General features: G+C 61.6%; 11 protein-coding genes. 4 read left to right on the forward strand and 7 right to left on the reverse strand.

Translation table 11 applies throughout. The features are described from left to right. Positions 1 to 176: 176 nt before the first annotated feature. Both J5289_RS03850 and J5289_RS03855 read right to left on the reverse strand, forming a co-directional pair. Positions 177 to 1,196, reverse strand: a complete 1,020-nt coding sequence (locus J5289_RS03850) for an aldo/keto reductase (RefSeq protein WP_209206778.1) — start codon at positions 1,194 to 1,196, stop codon at positions 177 to 179. A 33-nt stretch (positions 1,197 to 1,229) separates the two neighbouring features. Beyond that, positions 1,230 to 2,735: a UxaA family hydrolase gene (locus J5289_RS03855; protein ID WP_161990927.1), complete on the reverse strand. Its 1,506-nt coding sequence runs from the start codon at positions 2,733 to 2,735 to the stop codon at positions 1,230 to 1,232. A 225-nt stretch (positions 2,736 to 2,960) separates the two neighbouring features. Between J5289_RS03855 and J5289_RS03860 the strand changes: the two genes are divergently transcribed. From J5289_RS03860 to J5289_RS03870, 3 genes are all read left to right on the forward strand, one after another. After that, positions 2,961 to 3,869, forward strand: a complete 909-nt coding sequence (locus J5289_RS03860; protein WP_209182575.1) for a GntR family transcriptional regulator — start codon at positions 2,961 to 2,963, stop codon at positions 3,867 to 3,869. Further along, a complete protein-coding gene (locus tag J5289_RS03865) occupies positions 3,866 to 4,969 on the forward strand; it encodes a mannitol dehydrogenase family protein (RefSeq protein WP_209182576.1) in 1,104 nt (367 codons plus the stop codon). Before J5289_RS03860 ends, J5289_RS03865 begins: the two co-directional genes overlap by 4 nt. Positions 4,970 to 5,073: 104 nt before the next feature. After that, entirely contained in the window at positions 5,074 to 5,883 is an 810-nt protein-coding gene (locus J5289_RS03870) for a phosphate/phosphite/phosphonate ABC transporter substrate-binding protein (RefSeq protein ID WP_209182577.1), read from the forward strand. Between the two features lie 27 nt (positions 5,884 to 5,910). On the opposite strand, the gene J5289_RS03875 is transcribed toward J5289_RS03870, so the two are convergent. The 5 genes from J5289_RS03875 to bcsN form a co-directional block, all read right to left on the reverse strand. Further along, positions 5,911 to 8,202 carry a tetratricopeptide repeat protein gene (locus tag J5289_RS03875; RefSeq protein WP_209182578.1) on the reverse strand — a complete coding sequence of 764 codons (2,292 nt, stop codon included), beginning with the start codon at positions 8,200 to 8,202 and terminating at the stop codon, positions 5,911 to 5,913. Then, positions 8,199 to 9,251, reverse strand: a complete 1,053-nt coding sequence (locus tag J5289_RS03880; protein ID WP_209182579.1) for a glycosyl hydrolase family 8 — start codon at positions 9,249 to 9,251, stop codon at positions 8,199 to 8,201. The genes J5289_RS03875 and J5289_RS03880 overlap by 4 nt, the downstream gene beginning before the upstream one ends. Beyond that, positions 9,248 to 11,665 (reverse strand): cellulose biosynthesis cyclic di-GMP-binding regulatory protein BcsB, encoded by a 2,418-nt coding sequence (locus tag J5289_RS03885; RefSeq protein WP_209182580.1) that lies wholly within the window; start codon positions 11,663 to 11,665, stop codon positions 9,248 to 9,250. Before J5289_RS03885 ends, J5289_RS03880 begins: the two co-directional genes overlap by 4 nt. Next, the gene (bcsA, locus tag J5289_RS03890) at positions 11,662 to 13,854 is read right to left on the reverse strand and encodes a UDP-forming cellulose synthase catalytic subunit (RefSeq protein WP_111216292.1); all 2,193 of its coding nucleotides are present in this window, start codon (positions 13,852 to 13,854) and stop codon (positions 11,662 to 11,664) included. Before bcsA ends, J5289_RS03885 begins: the two co-directional genes overlap by 4 nt. A gap of 130 nt (positions 13,855 to 13,984) precedes the next feature. Further along, positions 13,985 to 14,905, reverse strand: a complete 921-nt coding sequence (gene bcsN, locus J5289_RS03895) for a cellulose biosynthesis protein BcsN (protein ID WP_209182581.1) — start codon at positions 14,903 to 14,905, stop codon at positions 13,985 to 13,987. Positions 14,906 to 15,169: 264 nt separating this feature from the next. On the opposite strand from bcsN, the gene J5289_RS03900 reads away from it, so the two are divergent. Then, complete coding sequence (locus J5289_RS03900) at positions 15,170 to 16,312, forward strand: fumarylacetoacetate hydrolase family protein (protein WP_209182582.1); 1,143 nt, start codon at positions 15,170 to 15,172, stop codon at positions 16,310 to 16,312. The last annotated feature ends 4 nt before the right edge of the window (positions 16,313 to 16,316 follow it).

Below are 16,316 nucleotides of genomic sequence, written 5' to 3' on the forward strand. Positions count from 1 at the left end.
TGGTGGCTCGAATTGTTTTGAAAAACGGACGGCGTCCGTGGCTTCCCCTCCCTCTCCAAGGCCGTCTCCCCACGGCCAGTTGTCTCAACGAAACATAAATTCCACAAAGGTGTCAAGATGGAATATATGTTCCAAATAGCGGTTGCGGCGCTTTCGGCCCGGTAATCCGTGCAGCGTTAGACGCGCACAGCATCTTCTCCCAAAGGTGGTGCTACCAGCACGTAGGGCTCAAATTGCGGATAGACGCTTTCCGGAACCGGCTGCGCGAAGTTTTCCATGTTGCGATACAGACTTGCAGCCTTTCCCGTGCCGATCAGCACCGAGGCAACAAGCGGGTCTTGCAGCGGAAACTGCAGCGCCGGTGCCGCCAGAGGAACCCCGCTTTTCGAGGCTATGGCTTCCATCGCAGCGACCTTCTCGAGCACCTCTTCCGTTGCCGGCATATAGTCGAAATTTGCACCGGCAACCGGTCCTGTTGCCAGGATGCCGGAGTTGAACACTCCGCCGATGACAAGCGAGGTTTGCGCTGCCCGGCAAAGCGGCATCAGTTCTGCTACCGCCGAGCGATCAAGCAGCGTGTAGCGTCCGGCCAGAAGAATGCAGTCGAGCGGGGCGGCGCGCATGACGTCGAGGCAGACCGGAACTTCGTTGACGCCGAGACCGTAGGCAGAGATGGCGCCCGAAGATTTCAGCTGCTCCAGCGCCTTCAGTCCGGAGCCGAGCAACTGTCCGAGGTAATGTTCGTTCGCTGCCCGCCCGTGGGTGTAGGCGCCGATATCGTGGACGTAGAGGATGTCCATATGGTTGAGGCCGAGGCGTGCATAGCTGAAGTCGACCGAGCGCATGATGGCGTCGTAGGAATAGTCGTAGTCGGCATCGAAGGAGAGCGGGTCAACATAGCTGTAGTCGGGGACCGTCCCGGTCGGCACCGGCCGGAGCAATCGGCCGACCTTGGTCGACAATACGTAGCTGCCATCCGGCTTGTCGCGCAGGAAATCCCCGACATAGCGCTCGGCAAGGCCGAGGCCATACCACGGTGCGACGTCGAAATAGCGGATGCCGCTATCCCATGCCGCCTGCAATGTCTCCATAGCCTGATCGCGTGGGCAGGTGCGGTACAGACCGCCGAGCGCCGCGGCACCGAAACTGATTTCGGTGACTTCGAGCGCCGTCCTGCCGATTTTCCTCCTGTTCATCATCTCTCCTCAGACGATTGCAGATCTTCAGTCTTAAAGCGTCGCACCCAAATGCCAAGGCACAAACTCGTTGTCGCCATAGCCGAAGGCTTCGCTCTTGGTTTTCTTGCCCGATGCCGTTTCGATGATCAGCTCGAAGATCTCGCGGCCCTTGGCCTCGATGGTCGTCTCGCCGGTGGCAATCGTGCCGCAGTCGATATCCATGTCCTCTTCCATCGCCTTGTAGAGCGCGGAGTTGCTGGACAGTTTGAATGACGGAGCAGGTCGCGATCCGAAGCAGCTGCCACGTCCAGTGGTAAACGCGATCATGTTGGCGCCACCGGCAACCTGTCCGGTTGCCGATACGGGGTCGTAACCGGGCGTATCCATGAACACCAAGCCGCGTCCGGTGACCCGTTCGGCATAGCCATACACGTCTGTTAGCGGTGACCGGCCACCCTTGGCGACGGCGCCAAGCGACTTTTCGAGGATAGTCGTCAGGCCGCCGCGCTTGTTGCCGGGCGACGGATTGTTATCGAGCGATGCGCCGTGCAAGGCGACATACTTTTCCCACCATGTGATCTTGGCATCGAGCTTGGCAGCGACCTCTTCGCTCACCGCCCGGCTGCGCAGCAGGTGTTCTGCGCCGTAGATTTCCGAGGTTTCCGACAGAATGGCGGTGCCGCCGGCAGCAGCCAGGATATCTGCCGCAGCCCCCAGTGCAGGATTGGCGGTGATGCCGGAAAAGCCGTCCGAGCCGCCGCACTGCAGGCCGATGATGATCTCGCTGACGGAGATCGGCTCGCGGCGAGCGGTGCCCACTTCCTCGCAGATTTCCTTGAGCACGCCCATGGCAAGATTGACGGCACGGCGCGAACCACCGGCATCCTGAATGTTGAAATGACGCTTGCTGGCACCGGCACCGCTCTGACCGTAGAGCGTCAGCTGATTGACCTCGCATCCAAGCCCGATCATCAGCACGCCACCGAAATTGACGTGACGCGCGTAGCCGGCCAGTGTCCGGTGCAGGATATGCATGCCATCGCCGGTCGAGCTCATTCCGCAGCCCTGATCGTGGACGATCGGTACGAACCCGTCGATACCATCATAGTGCGGCAGCAGCGTCCGGTTTGCCTCTTCTGCGATGGCGCGGCAGACCGTGGTGGAACAGTTTACGCTGGCAAGGATACCGATATAGTTCCGCGTTGCCGCGCGTCCGTCGGCGCGACGATAGCCCTGGAACGTCCGGGCCTTTTCAGCCTCGGTGGCCGGCTCCGGCGCGGCTGCTGCCGTCACGGAAAGCCGGTCGTTCTCGAAATGGAGGTTATGGCTGTGCACATGATCGCCGGCCTTGATCTCTGCCGTCGTGCGGCCGATCGCCTGTCCATATTTGACCACAGCTTCGCCCAAGCCAAGATCCTTCAGCGCGAACTTGTGGCCTGGGTCGATCTTTTCGCGCGTCGTCAGCAGTCCGCTAAACGCAGTTCCGGCTGCGATCGGTGCAGTCGCAACGGCGACGTTGTCACCGTTGGACAAGATGATCCAAGGCTGGTTGTTCAACTTCGTCTCCCTGTCCAGGCGCCTGCTGCATTGGCAATCGCGCATTGATTTTGTTTTTTATCTACAATAAACATTTTGAAGTCAACGGGGAATATCGCCGCTGACGAGGGAGAATGCGCCAACAACAAGCGCTTGTGAAAAGGCGCGCTACACTGGCCACGCAAGCTTTGCCGCCTTAAGAGGTGGCCGGGTTGCGCGGGGTCGTGCAGGCAGCAGGGGGTCGGCATGGCCAGACAAAATACAGTGTTCAAGGAGGCGTTCAATCGCTATGCGGCGACGCTTGTCCCGCATGCAGCCTTGCCGTCCGAGCCTGATATCGCGGCCCAGCTCGGCATCAGTCGCAGCACCGCGCGCGCAATTCTCCTGCGGCTAAGCGATGTCGGGATCATCCAGTGGAACAAGCGCGAGAAGACAGTGCTCCGGCCGCCTGTGGCAGCCGACCTGTTTCCCGAGCAGGAAACCAATTCGCTGCACGACATCATCGAGCGCAGCTTCATGCTGCGCATATTATCGGACGAGGCCCAGCCGGGCATGCAGATCAACGAGCTGGAACTCGCCCGCGAAATAGGCACCGGCACGACCAGCGTGCGCGAGTTCCTCATTCGCTTCTCGCGATTCGGCTTGATAGAGAAACGCCCCAACAGCCATTGGACGCTGAAGGGTTTTACGCGCGAGTTCGCGTTGGAACTGGCTGACGTCCGCGAAATGTTCGAGCTGCACTCGGCAGCGGAGTTCGGGCGGCTGCCGGCCGATCATCCGGCCTGGGCAAGCCTTGCCGCCATTCGCAAGGAGCACGACGAGTTGCTTGCCGACTTCGACGAACGATATCGTAACTTTTCACAACTCGACGAGAAATTTCACCTGCTGATCCAGCGCGCCTCGAACAACCGTTTCATCGCCGATTTCTACGACGTCATCGCCATCGTTTTCCACTACCACTACCAGTGGAACAAGGCACAGGCCCGGCAGCGGAATGCCAGGGCGATCGCCGAGCACCTGGCCTATATCGACGCCCTGCAATCGCGCGACATCGGTCGTATCGATGAGGCTTGCCGTCATCACCTGAGGTCTGCCCGGCAGACATTGCTGCAATCGATACCGCAGGCCCCGAGCGAGGAAGGAAACCCAAAGTGAAGACCCCCATAATGCAGTTCGGCACCAGCCGCTTTCTCCAGGCCCATGCCGATCTCTTCGTCAGCGAGGCGATGGAGAAAGGCGAAGCCCTCGGGCCCATTACCGTCGTGCAGACGACAGGTGCAAGCGAGCGCGCCGAGCGCCTCAAGGGGCTCGCCGTCGAAAGCGGCTTTCCTGTCCATATCCGTGGCATTGAAGACGGCCGCCCGGTGGACCGCGTACAGCAGGTGACCAGCGTCAGGCGGGCACTCTCCGCATCTGCAGATTGGGCAGAGGTCGAGCGCGTGTTTGTCGAGCAAGTCCAACTGGTCCTCTGCAACACCGCAGACCGGGGATACGATATTTCCCTGGAGCCCGCGACGCTCCCGGCGGATCTGCCGGTGTCCTTCCCCGGAAAACTGACGGTTTTGCTGCATCGTCGGTTCGGGTCAGGGCGGGCAGGTCTGACAATCCTGCCTTGCGAGCTGATCAGCAGGAATGGAGAGGCACTGCGAGCCATTGTGACCGGCCTTGCCTCCAGCTGGTATGCGGACGACACCTTCAATGCGTGGCTCTCGACGAAAGTGATCTTCTGCAACACGCTGGTCGACCGTATCGTCTCCGAACCGCTGGCGCCGGCCGGCGCGGTTGCCGAGCCCTATGCTCTCTGGGCGATACAAAGGATGCCGGGGCAGGCCTTGCCCTGCATCCATCCGGATATCGTCGTGGCCGATGACATCGAGCCCTACGAGAAACTCAAACTCTTCATCCTCAACCTCGGCCATACCTATCTTGCCAATCGCTGGATCGAGCAGGGTCGCACGGAAGCGATGACCGTGCGCGAAATGCTCGGCGATCCGGCAACCCGAGGCGCCCTCCTGTCGCTCTACGACACTGAAGTCGTTCCGGGTTTTGCACGAAGGAAGATGCAGGCCGAGGCGGAGGCCTATGTGGCCGCGACATTGCAACGCTTCGACAATCCGTTTCTCGACCACAAGCTTTCCGACATCGCCCAGAACCATGGCGAAAAAATTCGGCGACGTTTCCAGGGTTTCGTGGAGTGGTCGGGCATCACCGCGCCGACATTGCAAGCCATCATCCGCTCCAACGCCGAAGCGTAGCTGCTTCCCGGCGTGTCCAGGGTGGCCGGCAACGGTTTCCTCTGGTCAAGGGCTTCGAACGGCGTGTATCACATTCGCTCCTGAAGCCGTCGGATCGATGCACCATGCGCCTTGCAAGCCTAGCCATGTACACCACGCCAGCCCCGGTTGCTGCTGCCAACGACGCACTATGGGCTTATCTCCGAAATCGGTTGCGCCAGCTAGGGCTCGATGGTGTCCCGGACGATCTGGGCAGGCTTGTGGTCTACGATCAGGCGTGGCTACGTCCAGACCTGCTGTTGGCGCAGACCTGCGGCTTCCCCTTCGTGACGAAGCTGCTTGATCGTGTTCGCTTGCTCGCAACCCCCGTTTATGATCTGCCGGGCTGCAACGGGCCTCTCAACCGCAGCAAGATCATCGTCGCCGGAACTAGTCCTGCCACGGGCCTCGAAGATCTGCGCGGATTGACGGCGGCCATCAACGAGCCCGGCTCGAACTCCGGCAGCAATCTTTTTCGCGCAGCTATCGCACCGCTTGCGCGAGACGGCAGATTTTTCGGCTCGGTGATAGAGACCGGTGGCCACCTCGCCAGCATCGAAGCCGTCGCCTCCGGCAAGGCCGACGTGGCCGCTATCGACTGCGTTACCTTCGGCAACACGCTCCGCTTCGATCCGGATCGGCTTGCCAATGTACGCATCCTTGCCGAGACCCCGGAGGGCCCCGGCCTGCCTTTGATCACGTCGGTCAGGACGACGGACGACGAGATAGCGGCAATCAGGCTCGTTCTGGATGAGGTCGCTTTGGCAACGGAACTCGTTGAAGTCAGGGAAGTCCTGTCGCTTCGACGTTTCGAGGTCCTGCCCGAAAGCGCCTACCAGCGTCTCGCCGAACTGGCACGCGATGCCGTGTCTCTCGGCTATCCCGTCATCGCCTGATCTCGAGTAGGTCTCACCCGACGACGATCAGTTCGAGGGATGCGCCTGTTCGTTTCGGGCATTGGTCAGGCCGGTGATGGCATCACGGTCGCCGGTGGCGGCTGCAGCCTCGAAGATGCGGATGGCATCGGAATAGCGCTTGAGGTTCAGGTAGGCGTAGCCGCGCAGCACCATCAGGCCGATCTGTTCGGGCTGGATCTGGTTGAGCTGGTCGAGATACAGAATTGCCTCGCGATACCGTTTTTCGTCGTAGGCGGACGAGGCGCGTTTGGTGAGGATTGCGACTTGCAGGCTCAGCGCCCGCTCGCGGCTCTGTGGCGCCTTGATTGCCGAGACTGCGGCGTTGCTGGCGAGATTGAGCTGCAGATAGGCGAGGCTCTGGCCATAAGCAGCGTCCTGGCGATCCTTCGGCAACGGGCTCCGCAGCGCAATTTCAAAAGTTGCGGCGGCCTCGACCGGCCGCTTCTTGCTCATCAGGCACCAGGCGCGGGGGAGTGCGGCCTCTGGCGATAGCATGGCGGGATCGATGGTCGTCGTGCAGCCGGCGCTGGCAGGCCTACGGGCTTCCCGTACCCTTACGACCTGAGCCTCCTGTCGTGGAGCAGACGAGAGATAGCTTGTCTCGCGAACCGGTGCCGGTGGCTGCCGTCGGGTGCCCTGGGGTGCAGCTTCGATCGCCTGCGTCTCGCCACCATCGACACGGGCCTGCCGCGGGGCTGCACCGGTGTCGCGGAGCGTGGCGATCCGCTCGGATCGCCCGGCCCACTGACGCTGGATATCCGTGACGCCGGCCTTGTCGTTCAATTGGGCAAGGGTGATGGTCAGGCCGTAGGCTGAAGGCTCATCGTCTGCCTTCCACCCGAGCGCCGTCCGGAACCACTGTGCCGCCGTCTGCGGCTGGTTGAGGCCGCGCGCATACCAGCCGAACTGCTGTGCGCTGGGCACATCGCGGGCCTTGAGGACCGCACCAGCGATCCGCTGTAGGACGTCGACCTTGAGGATAACCGGGGGGTCGATTGCCAAGAGGTTCGCCGCCGCCGCGAGGTAGGTGGCATTTGCGTCCTTGGAGTCGTCACGCCACTTGAACATGACCTCCTCGGCCTCCTCCGGAGACTTGCGGGCAATGAGGGTCAGGGCAAGCCCCTGCGATGCCGACGCGGTGTCCTCCTTGGTGCGCGCAAGACGAAACCACTTTTCCGCGTTCGTCAGGTCGCCGCGCGGATAGTTGTACCAGCCGAGCAGCAGCGCGTCGGACGCCAGTCCTTGCGTCTCGCTCAGGCGCTCGAGGCGGCTCAGATATTCGGGGGCAATCACGAGTTTGGGGTCGGCATTGGCCTCGGCCACGAAACGGCGGGCGAGATCGTCGCGGATGCTCTCGAACTCCCGCGTCCCGTCGGCCATGGGCTTTTCCTGCGCCATCAGGTCCTGCATGGTGCTGTAGGGCAGCAGCGCCGAGGCTTTCTGGATCGTCGCCAGCCGCTCGGCAGCATTGGTGCAGTTTTTCATGACGTACATGTAAGCGTCGCGCGCACGGGTCAGGCGGTCGGTGTGACCGAAGGCATCCGCCACCCGCCACAGCACGTCGACTTCGCTGCAGGTCAGCAAGCTCGGAGTTTCTGAGGCCACGCTGACAACGGTCTCGTATTGCTTCAGATCTGAAGCGTTGATGAGGCGGGTGCGTGCCTCCGCGACATTCAAGCGCTCGGTAAGGTCCGTAGGTGGCTGCCAGCCGGGCTCGGCGGCCTGACGGTCGGAGATTGCCTTGCGCACTTCCGCATAACGAGCCTCCGAATAGAGCTGCCACATCGATTCCAGCTGCTTGTCCTGGTTCTGGGGCACGGCCAGCGGATCGGTCGGCGGGGTCCATGTCGGATAGAGGGCCTGCAGCCTGGAGATTTCGGCCTGCAGCCGCGCCTTGTCGCCGCGGCTGGCAAAATACCGTAGGGCGCTCTCGTCGACGGCCGGTTGGGCAGCGGCAGGTGGGCTGGATGGCGGAGGTGCTGTCTGAGAAACCGCGGCAGGCTGGTCGGCGGCAGTAGCCGGCGTCGTCGCGTCGGGAGCTGCCATATTCTGGGCGAGGTCCACGGCCGGTGCCGTATCCACATCGCGCGCCAGGCCCGGCTCCGTCGTCTGCCTGTCGAAGGGATGGAAGTCAGGGCCGCTGATACGCCCCATGCGCATCAGCTGGGGTATCTCACCAGGCGTGTTGGTGCCCAACAGGTCTGACACCCTGTCGGCTATCTGCGAGCGGTCCTTGAGTGCGGCTATGCCCACCGTCATGATGAGCGTCGCCGACAAAAGGACTAGGGACGGTCTCATAGGCACTCCGGATGCTTTTCCGTAACAAAGGCAAGCCCCAGCAAGTGGAGCGTGGACGGGAAATACAAAGTCGGAACAAATGATTTGGCCGACGCTGGGAGTTTCGTCCCCGCAAGCATACAGGCCATAATATGGTTAATAATCTGATAACCGGGGTCGTCCAGCGTCGTCTTGACGCTGTCGTTGCTGAGGTCGATGAGCCGGATGGAGCCGTCGGCAGCGCTCATTCCAGACTGCAGCCGACCCAGCAGATCCCTGTCGTCGATGCCGCCGCGCATCAGGTAGAGCGGAATCCGGATTGCGTTGTAGCCGAACTCCGGAACGAAGCCTTCAGCGGGCTTTGCCTGCCTCTTCAGGCTGACCCAATCTGCCGGAAGTTTTTCTTTTCCGAACTGCATCTGAGATATCAGAACGTGGCCATCATCGGAAAGCTGCTGCCACTTCGGCGATGGCAGCAGTGAATTCATCACCGGGAAGGCCTCAAAGATCCAGTAGGACGGGTTGATCACCGGTCCATCTGCACGGTCGGCCGCCGCAAAGCCTGAGACGCCCGGCAGCAGCAATGTCCGGCCGCCGCTTTCAACGATAGCCTTGTCGAGCAGCGTCGCCGCAATCTTCGTTGCCGCCTGCGTATAGTCTGCCCGGCCCCAGGCCGCGCCAGCGCGCGCCAAGGCGTAGGCAATCAAGAGGTCGCCATCGGTGGCATCGTTGATGTCGTCGACATGCGGGGTCTTGTCGGGGCTCCAGCTCCAGGCGGCGAGCCCGTCATCGCGGATCAGCAGTTCGGTTCGCGTGAAATACCAGATCTGCTCGAAATCGGCGGGGCTTTCGGAGAGATAGGCGAGCAGCAGTCCGTAGCCTTGTCCCTCGCTGTGGCTGATCCCGCCGTTTCCGTCGTCCACGATGCGGCCGGAGGGATCTAGAAACTTCGCCTTGTACGCCTGCCAGGACTGCGTCTGTATCATCGGCTCCTGTGCTCCGGCCGGGTTTTCGCAGACAAAGAAGAACAGCACTCCGATGACGCAGGCGGTGACCTGCCTCAAAGTCATCGGCGCCGTCCAAGATTGGATAGAAGCGCGGCAGTCGCAAGTCCCATCAGCATCGTCAGGGCTGCAAAGAGCAAGGCGTAGGAGAGGATGTTGGTCGACAGCCAGTTGGCGGCAACGAGCCGGTAGTTGGAGAAGGAGAAATCCTGCGTCGGCACAAAGGCAAACCGTGCGACCGGCACCGTCTCGATTTTCTTGGTTCCTGCCGCATAAGTCGTGATGCGACCGGAAAGCTCCGGCCACGTGTCTTCTGCGGACAGAGCCGTCAGGCCGGATCTGAGGTCGCCAGCCGTTGGTGACGTGACGATGGTCCAGGTTCCGTTGCCGTCCGGGCTGGCGCCCTGCGCGACCATGATTGTCGCAGCGTTGCTCGGCATGAACGTTGCCTCGGCACTCGGTGCGAACCGCAGGGAGCTGAAGGAAATATCGAAATTGCGCCGCATCCATTCCTCGAACGCGGAGATCTGCCCGGTCCAACTTCCGCCACTGACCATGGACCGCCATTGCTCGAATGTTGCGCCGGTATCCACATCTGCCGGCTTTCCAGCCGTATTCGGTCTCCAGCTGACCTGGCTTGCCGGCGCAATGTTCAATTGCGTGAGTGCTGTCGGCGGGATCTGCGAAATGGGGCCAATGAACAGCGCGTTGCGATCGCCGATCCCGGCGGGCGAGGTTGCGACCTCGATGGGAATGGGTCGGCCAGCCATCAGGGCCAGCCTCGCGAGGAAGGTCGCCGATGCGGACAGCGTATCGGCGTCCACCCGGTCGAGATAGACCGGGAGAACATTCTCGATAAGGCCGTAGGGGTAGCCGGTGCCGCCGGTTGCCGCGAGATTGGGACGTTGGCCGACGCGGGCGAAGTCAGGCATGCGGAATTCGGATGTATCGAACAGCGCGAAATGGGGCGTTGCCGATGCGTTCGAGCCCGGAGCGCAGGCGGCGTCGGCGCTCGTCAGAAGGGCGGCCTCCACCGCAACGTGGTTCAGCCCGGGCTTGAAGTGTCGGAGCGTAACACGGATCGGCAGGTGCCGGAAAATGCCACCGCCCTTGTTGGTGATCGGCACGGTCGAAGCAACGCTTCCGTTGACGAATACGTCGATATGGCTGCCGGGCAAGACGTCGGGGGAATAGGCAGCGTCAAGCAGTATGGTCGCCTCGCCGTAGGCGTTGGCATAGAAATCGGCCGGTACGCCGATCCCGAAATCTGTCCGGAATCGGCGTCCGGTAAATTGTGTCGTGGAGACGCCAAGCTGCGAAAACGGCAGGACAGTATTGCTGAAAATCAGTGGCACATCGGGTGCCTGCCATCGCTGCGTCGCCAGCACGTCGCGGCGGTTGTCTACTGCCCGGTCAGTGGATGTGACCAGGCTGTCGATGGCGGTGTCTATCGATTGCCACGAAGGACCCGTGACCAGCAGAACCGGTCCGCCGCTACGGGGATCGTTGACGAACGTTGCCACAGGGGCCACTTGTGCCGCCGGTGGCAGTGACGGAAAGAGTGGCTGCAGTTCGCTTGCCGTCCCGACAAGAACAGTGAGCTTGCCCGGTGCCAAGGCTGGCAGGCCGGCGGTCTGGAAGTTGAAGGACTGGTTGGGCATGCCGCTCAGTACCGAAAGGCCCTGCGCCAGTCGCATGAGCGGTTTCGTGGTGCCAGGCTGGGCAAGCCCAGGCACGACGAAGTCGAATTCAGTCGCGCCCTTTTCGTCGACGCCCACCGCGCGGACACCATCGGTGCTCACCAGCCGCGCGGCTTCCGTACCGCCAAAACTCAGATAAGTGCGGCTCGGGTCGATATCCGTCCAGAGTTCGTAGGTCGAGGAGATGCTGCAGTCCGTCCGGTGGCGCTGTTGCGTCTCGAAGCTCACCAGGTTGGAGCCTGCCTGCAACAGCCCGGGCGGCACGTCGAAGCTGAGCTCTTCCGGCTTTTCGGAAGAATGTATGGGCGTCGATCCGACCGAACGGCTGTTGATGAGAACAGTCAGTTGAGACGCTTCGGGCGCGACGACGATAGCGTTCTGATAGGCGAGGTTGAGCTTGACCGGAGCGGCCGCTTGCGCCGGCGTCAGATAGATCGACCACGTCTTCTTGTCGATTTCGCCGTTCAGGCCAAGATCCGAAGCCGGGACGAGGAAGCGCCTGAAGCGCTCTGTCGTGACAGGCTTGCCAACCGGAGTACCTGCGCTTTTTTGCGGGGCCGCGGCGGCCGGCACGGGTGGTGGCTTTGCGGCGGTCGGCACCGGTGTAAAGGGCGGTATGGCCGGCTGCGCGGCAGGTGCCGGCTGAACCGATGGGCTCGCGGGTGCTGCACCCTTCGGCCGCTCAGGCGTCATGTCGAAGGGCGTCGTCTGCGCGAGGGCAAATGGCGCGAGCCATGTTGTAGCGAGCGCGGCTACGACCGCGATACGACCCGGCCTCATTGTGCGCCCGCCTTCACTGGCTGGATCTGCTCCTCGGGCTTGCCTCTGAAACTGCGGAAGAAATACACAAGCCCGCGGCTCGTCTGGTAGGCCGATACACCGAGAAACCAGATCGTTCCCCTGATCAGCCCGGGATTGCGGCGACGGGAGAGCTGGAATTGCGTCCACTGGTCTGAGTTTGCAAAGATCAGATCCGCGATCAGGCGGTGATCCAGCGCGCTTTGTGGATTGTAGAGGCAGCCGATCGCCGTGATTTCGCCGCTAGGCTGGGTGTTGCGCACGGTGACGATCAATGTCTCTTCCTGGGCGCCGCTGTAGGGCCTGAACTTGATCGTCGCGCGAGTGTCCACTCCCAGCGGATCGAAGGTCTTGCTGAAGACGTGCAGCCTCGCACCATGAACGGATACGTCCTCGATAGAAGCCGGATACCAGCGCCCGTCGACGCCGAATTCGCACCGTCGGTTAACACGCACCCGCCGCGACGAAGACCGCTCGCCGCGCTCGGAGACAACGCCGAGAGCGCAGCCGGCCATGATCAGGTTGAGCAAGGTCCAGCCGGCAACGACCAGCGTCACGTCTGCCTTGTAGGGCTCGGCGTAAAGGCGGTAGATCGCCATTCCGAAAGCTACCAGCAGAACCCCAAAGATGACGAAGAACGGTCGGCTGATTTCGGAAAGGCGCGCGACGGCAATGGATTCGTCCTTGGCCGTCACCTTGAATGTCGGCTTGCGCGGATTGAGGATGACCGAGATCACCGCCGGCAGCAGATGCACCGTCTGCACATATTCATAAAGCTCTGAGATCCAAGGCCAGCGGAACGAGCCGTAGAGATAGTTCTGCATCATCATGTTCACGACCATGTAGGCGAGCGAATAGGCCAGGAACTCGCCGCCCGACGAGGTGAAGATCTCGAGATTGAAGAAAAGATAGAACAGCGGCGCGAACAGGAACATCGTCCGTGGGAACGGGAAGAGCCAGAACAGCGTCGACGACATGTAGCAAAGCCGCTGCGGCAGGGAGAGCCCGCGCTTGAAGAGCGGGAAGCGGAAACGCAGGATCTGCATCATGCCCTGCGCCCAGCGGCTGCGCTGACCGATGAAGCTGGCAAAGGTCGCCGGCTGGAGGCCCGCGATCAGCGGCTTGTCGACATAGATGCTGTTCCAGCCTCGCGAGTGCAGCTCGATCGCCGTTTCGCAGTCTTCGGTGATGCTGACGCCACTGAACCCGTTGGTTTCAGCCAGCGCCTTGCGCCTGAGGACGGCAGCGGAGCCGCAGAAAAACGAGGCATTCCACTTATCGAGACCGCGCTGGATAATGCCGTAGAACATCTCGTTCTCGCTCGGCATATGGTCGAACGTCTGCAGATTGCGCTCGATCGGGTCAGGGTTAAGAAAGAAATGCGGTGTCTGGCACAGGAAGAGCTTCGGATCGTCGTCGAAGTAGCCAACGGTTTCGAGCAGGAAATCACGTGCCGGCGCGTGATCGGCATCGAAGACGGCGATGAGCTCGCCCGTCGAGTGCTGCATGCCGTTGTTGAGATTGCCGGCCTTGGCATGCTCGTTGCGATCGCGGGTCATGTAGCGAACGCTGAGTTGCTCGCACAGTTCCTGAAGCTGGATGTGGCGGAGGGAGGCGGCTTGCGCATCTAATATGTTGTTGGCATTGCGCTTCTGCAGTGTACTACCGTCGTCAAGCAGCCAGACGGTGACCTTCTCGGGTGGATAGTCCATCGCCTTGGCCGCCGCCAGCGTATTGCCGAGCAGCGCCGCATCCTCGTTATAGGTCGGCACGAAGACATCGACATGCGGAAACTTGCCTTCGGTGGCGGCACGAGACGGTCGTGGCGGCAACGGCATGGCAACGACAAACAGGCTGAGCGCGCCCATCATCACGCTGTACATTTCGGCGAGATAGACGAGGAAGCCCGGAATGAAGTTTTCAGGCTGATTGATTGGCGGCAAGGTGCTGGTCGTCCGCCAGAACACGTAGCGCAGGATGATCGAGCTTCCGAAGGCGAGCGCTACGAGGCGCCATTTTCCCTCGCCCTTGAACAGCTTGATCAGCGCCATGATGATGACCACCGTGACGCTGACGATCAATTGCGTCTGGAGGCTGATCGGCAGGGTGATGAGGGTAATTACGCATACCGCGACGATCATCCAGATCAGGATACTGGCGGCTTTGCGCATGGTTATTCCTTTACCTCAAGTCAACACTTAAGCACGACGCGATCATGGCGACGACACCAAGCACCGTGACACCGGATGGTTGACAAACCGTTCATGCTACTCGTCTCTTGATCGATATAATCGCAAGACCTTAGTTAGGAGCAGGCACAATGACCGCCGGAGCCGCTGTCGTGCTGCTTTTGTCGTCGCCGATCGGCGACGGAACGACCGGCCCCCTGGGCGCCGGCGCGGGTGCCTGCTGTTGCGCGACCGGACGCGGTGCTGCGCGCGGTTCTACGCTGCGCGGGCTTTGCGGTGGGATGCCAGGTGACGTCGCCGGCAATTGGAAAGCGGCTGGCAACTGGCCGGCGCTCGTAGGCGATACCACCGGGTAGATGGGGTTGCCGGTGCGGCCAAGCGTCGGATCGACCGGTGGAGCGCTGTCATACGGGTTCCAGCCGGGTGCCGGGAAAGTGCCTGTGATGGTGTAGCCATACATGACACGAAGCAGTTGCTCGGCGGTTGCATGGGTGTCGCAGAGTCGCAGCCGGACCTGCACGGTACCGCGATTCTGAAAAGCACCACGAGCATTGTCGCTGGAGCGCACCTGCTGCCAGGCATAGAGGCAGGTGTCGCCTTGTGCACTTTTGCCCGTGGCATAGCCGAACGGTCCGTAGTTGTTCTGGACGTAGATGCCGGACCGAACCATCGCCACGCCAGGCAACGCACGACGCATATCCCTGTCGACCGTGCTGTCGCGGATCGAGGCATAGCCGAGGCCCTTGCGGTTGTCGTAGTCGAGACCGACCGGCCCGAAGAACGTCACCTGCAGATCGTTCTGCCCCGAGGTTGCGGCTGAGGTAAAGAGGTAGATGTCCTGCTGGACGGCGTTGTTGTAGGAGTGCTGCACGACATTGACGATCGAGGGACCGCCCGGAGGTGGCAGCGCGAAAGCCTTGTCGCTCGTCACCGTCTCCGCGGGACCGGGAACCCGGATCCCATCCTTCGACGCGCAGCCGGATATCGCCAGCGCCGCCGTGAGCCACAGCGCGCCATAGACACCTTTTGTCATGCGTGACGGCGCGACATGCCGAATCAGAGAACGAGGGACCATGCGCATGAAATAGCCAAATGCGCTACATAAGCAACATGAACATCGTTTTGCGGGTATTGGTGGGTGCGCTGAAGGGCCCCGTCGCGAATGAAATCTTCTGCCACGCGTGCCTTTCCGGCGACAATTGACAAGCCAGCGTGGATGAAGAACATGCCCTCGAGATTGCGTGATGCCCGGGAGTGCAGCGCGCCATTCAGAAAAATCAGGGCAGGAGACGGCAAAATGGCAGGCGATATCGGCATGTTCGAAGCGGGAAGCTTCATCGGGCGCATCTGGGATGCGGCCAAGGACGGTCCATCCGTTGTCGTTATCCGCGACGGCACTGTCTACGACGTCACGTCACGAGATATTCCGACCGTCTCCGCCCTTCTGGAAATGGACGATCCCGTCGCTTTTCTAAGCACGCAGGTGGGCGAAGCTGTCGGCAGCCTCGAGGCGCTGTTTTCGGCGGACGCCAAATCGCCCCACAGCTTGCTGGCGCCGATCGACCTGCAGGCCGTCAAAGCTTGCGGCGTCACGTTCGCGCGCTCGATGCTGGAGAGGGTAATCGAGGAGCGCGCTGCCGGTAATCCGGATCTAGCGAACAGCATTCGCGGCCGCATCACGTCCATCATCGGCGACAGCCTTCGCAATCTGAAGGCGGGATCGCCGGAGGCCGCAAAGGTCAAGGCGGCGCTGATCGAGGATGGCGTCTGGTCGCAATATCTGGAAGTCGGCATCGGCCCGGATGCCGAGGTCTTCTCCAAGGCGCAGGTGCTCTCCTCCGTCGGTCACGGTGCCGATGTCGGCTTGCACCCCATTTCCAAATGGAACAACCCAGAGCCGGAAATCGTGCTGGTCGTCGATAGCCAGGGGCGCGTCAAGGGCGCAACGCTCGGTAACGACGTCAACCTGCGTGACGTCGAGGGCCGCTCTGCCCTGCTGCTCGGCAAGGCCAAGGACAACAATGCTTCCTGCTCGATCGGGCCGTTCATCCGGCTGTTCGACGATACTTATTCCATCGACGACGTCCGCAATGCCGACCTCGATCTCACAATCGAGGGAGAGGACGGCTACGTGCTGCACGGCAAGAGTTCGATGAAGGAGATCAGCCGTGATCCGCTCGATCTTGTCTCCCAGACAATCGGGCGGCATCACCAGTATCCCGACGGAATGGTGCTGTTCATGGGGACGCTTTTCGCGCCGGTCGAGGACCGCGACGTGCCGGGGCAGGGCTTTACCCACAAGATCGGCGATGTCGTGACGATTTCGAACGACAAGCTGGGCGCACTGCGTAACCGCGTCATGCTGTCGACCGATTGCCCGCCCTGGACTTCAGGCATTACAAAACTCATGCGCAATCTGGCGTCGAGGGGCCTGCTTTAGGAAG

Origin of the sequence: Rhizobium sp. B230/85 (assembly GCF_019355735.1) — a bacterium.
Taxonomy (GTDB): Bacteria; Pseudomonadota; Alphaproteobacteria; order Rhizobiales; family Rhizobiaceae; genus Rhizobium; species Rhizobium rhododendri.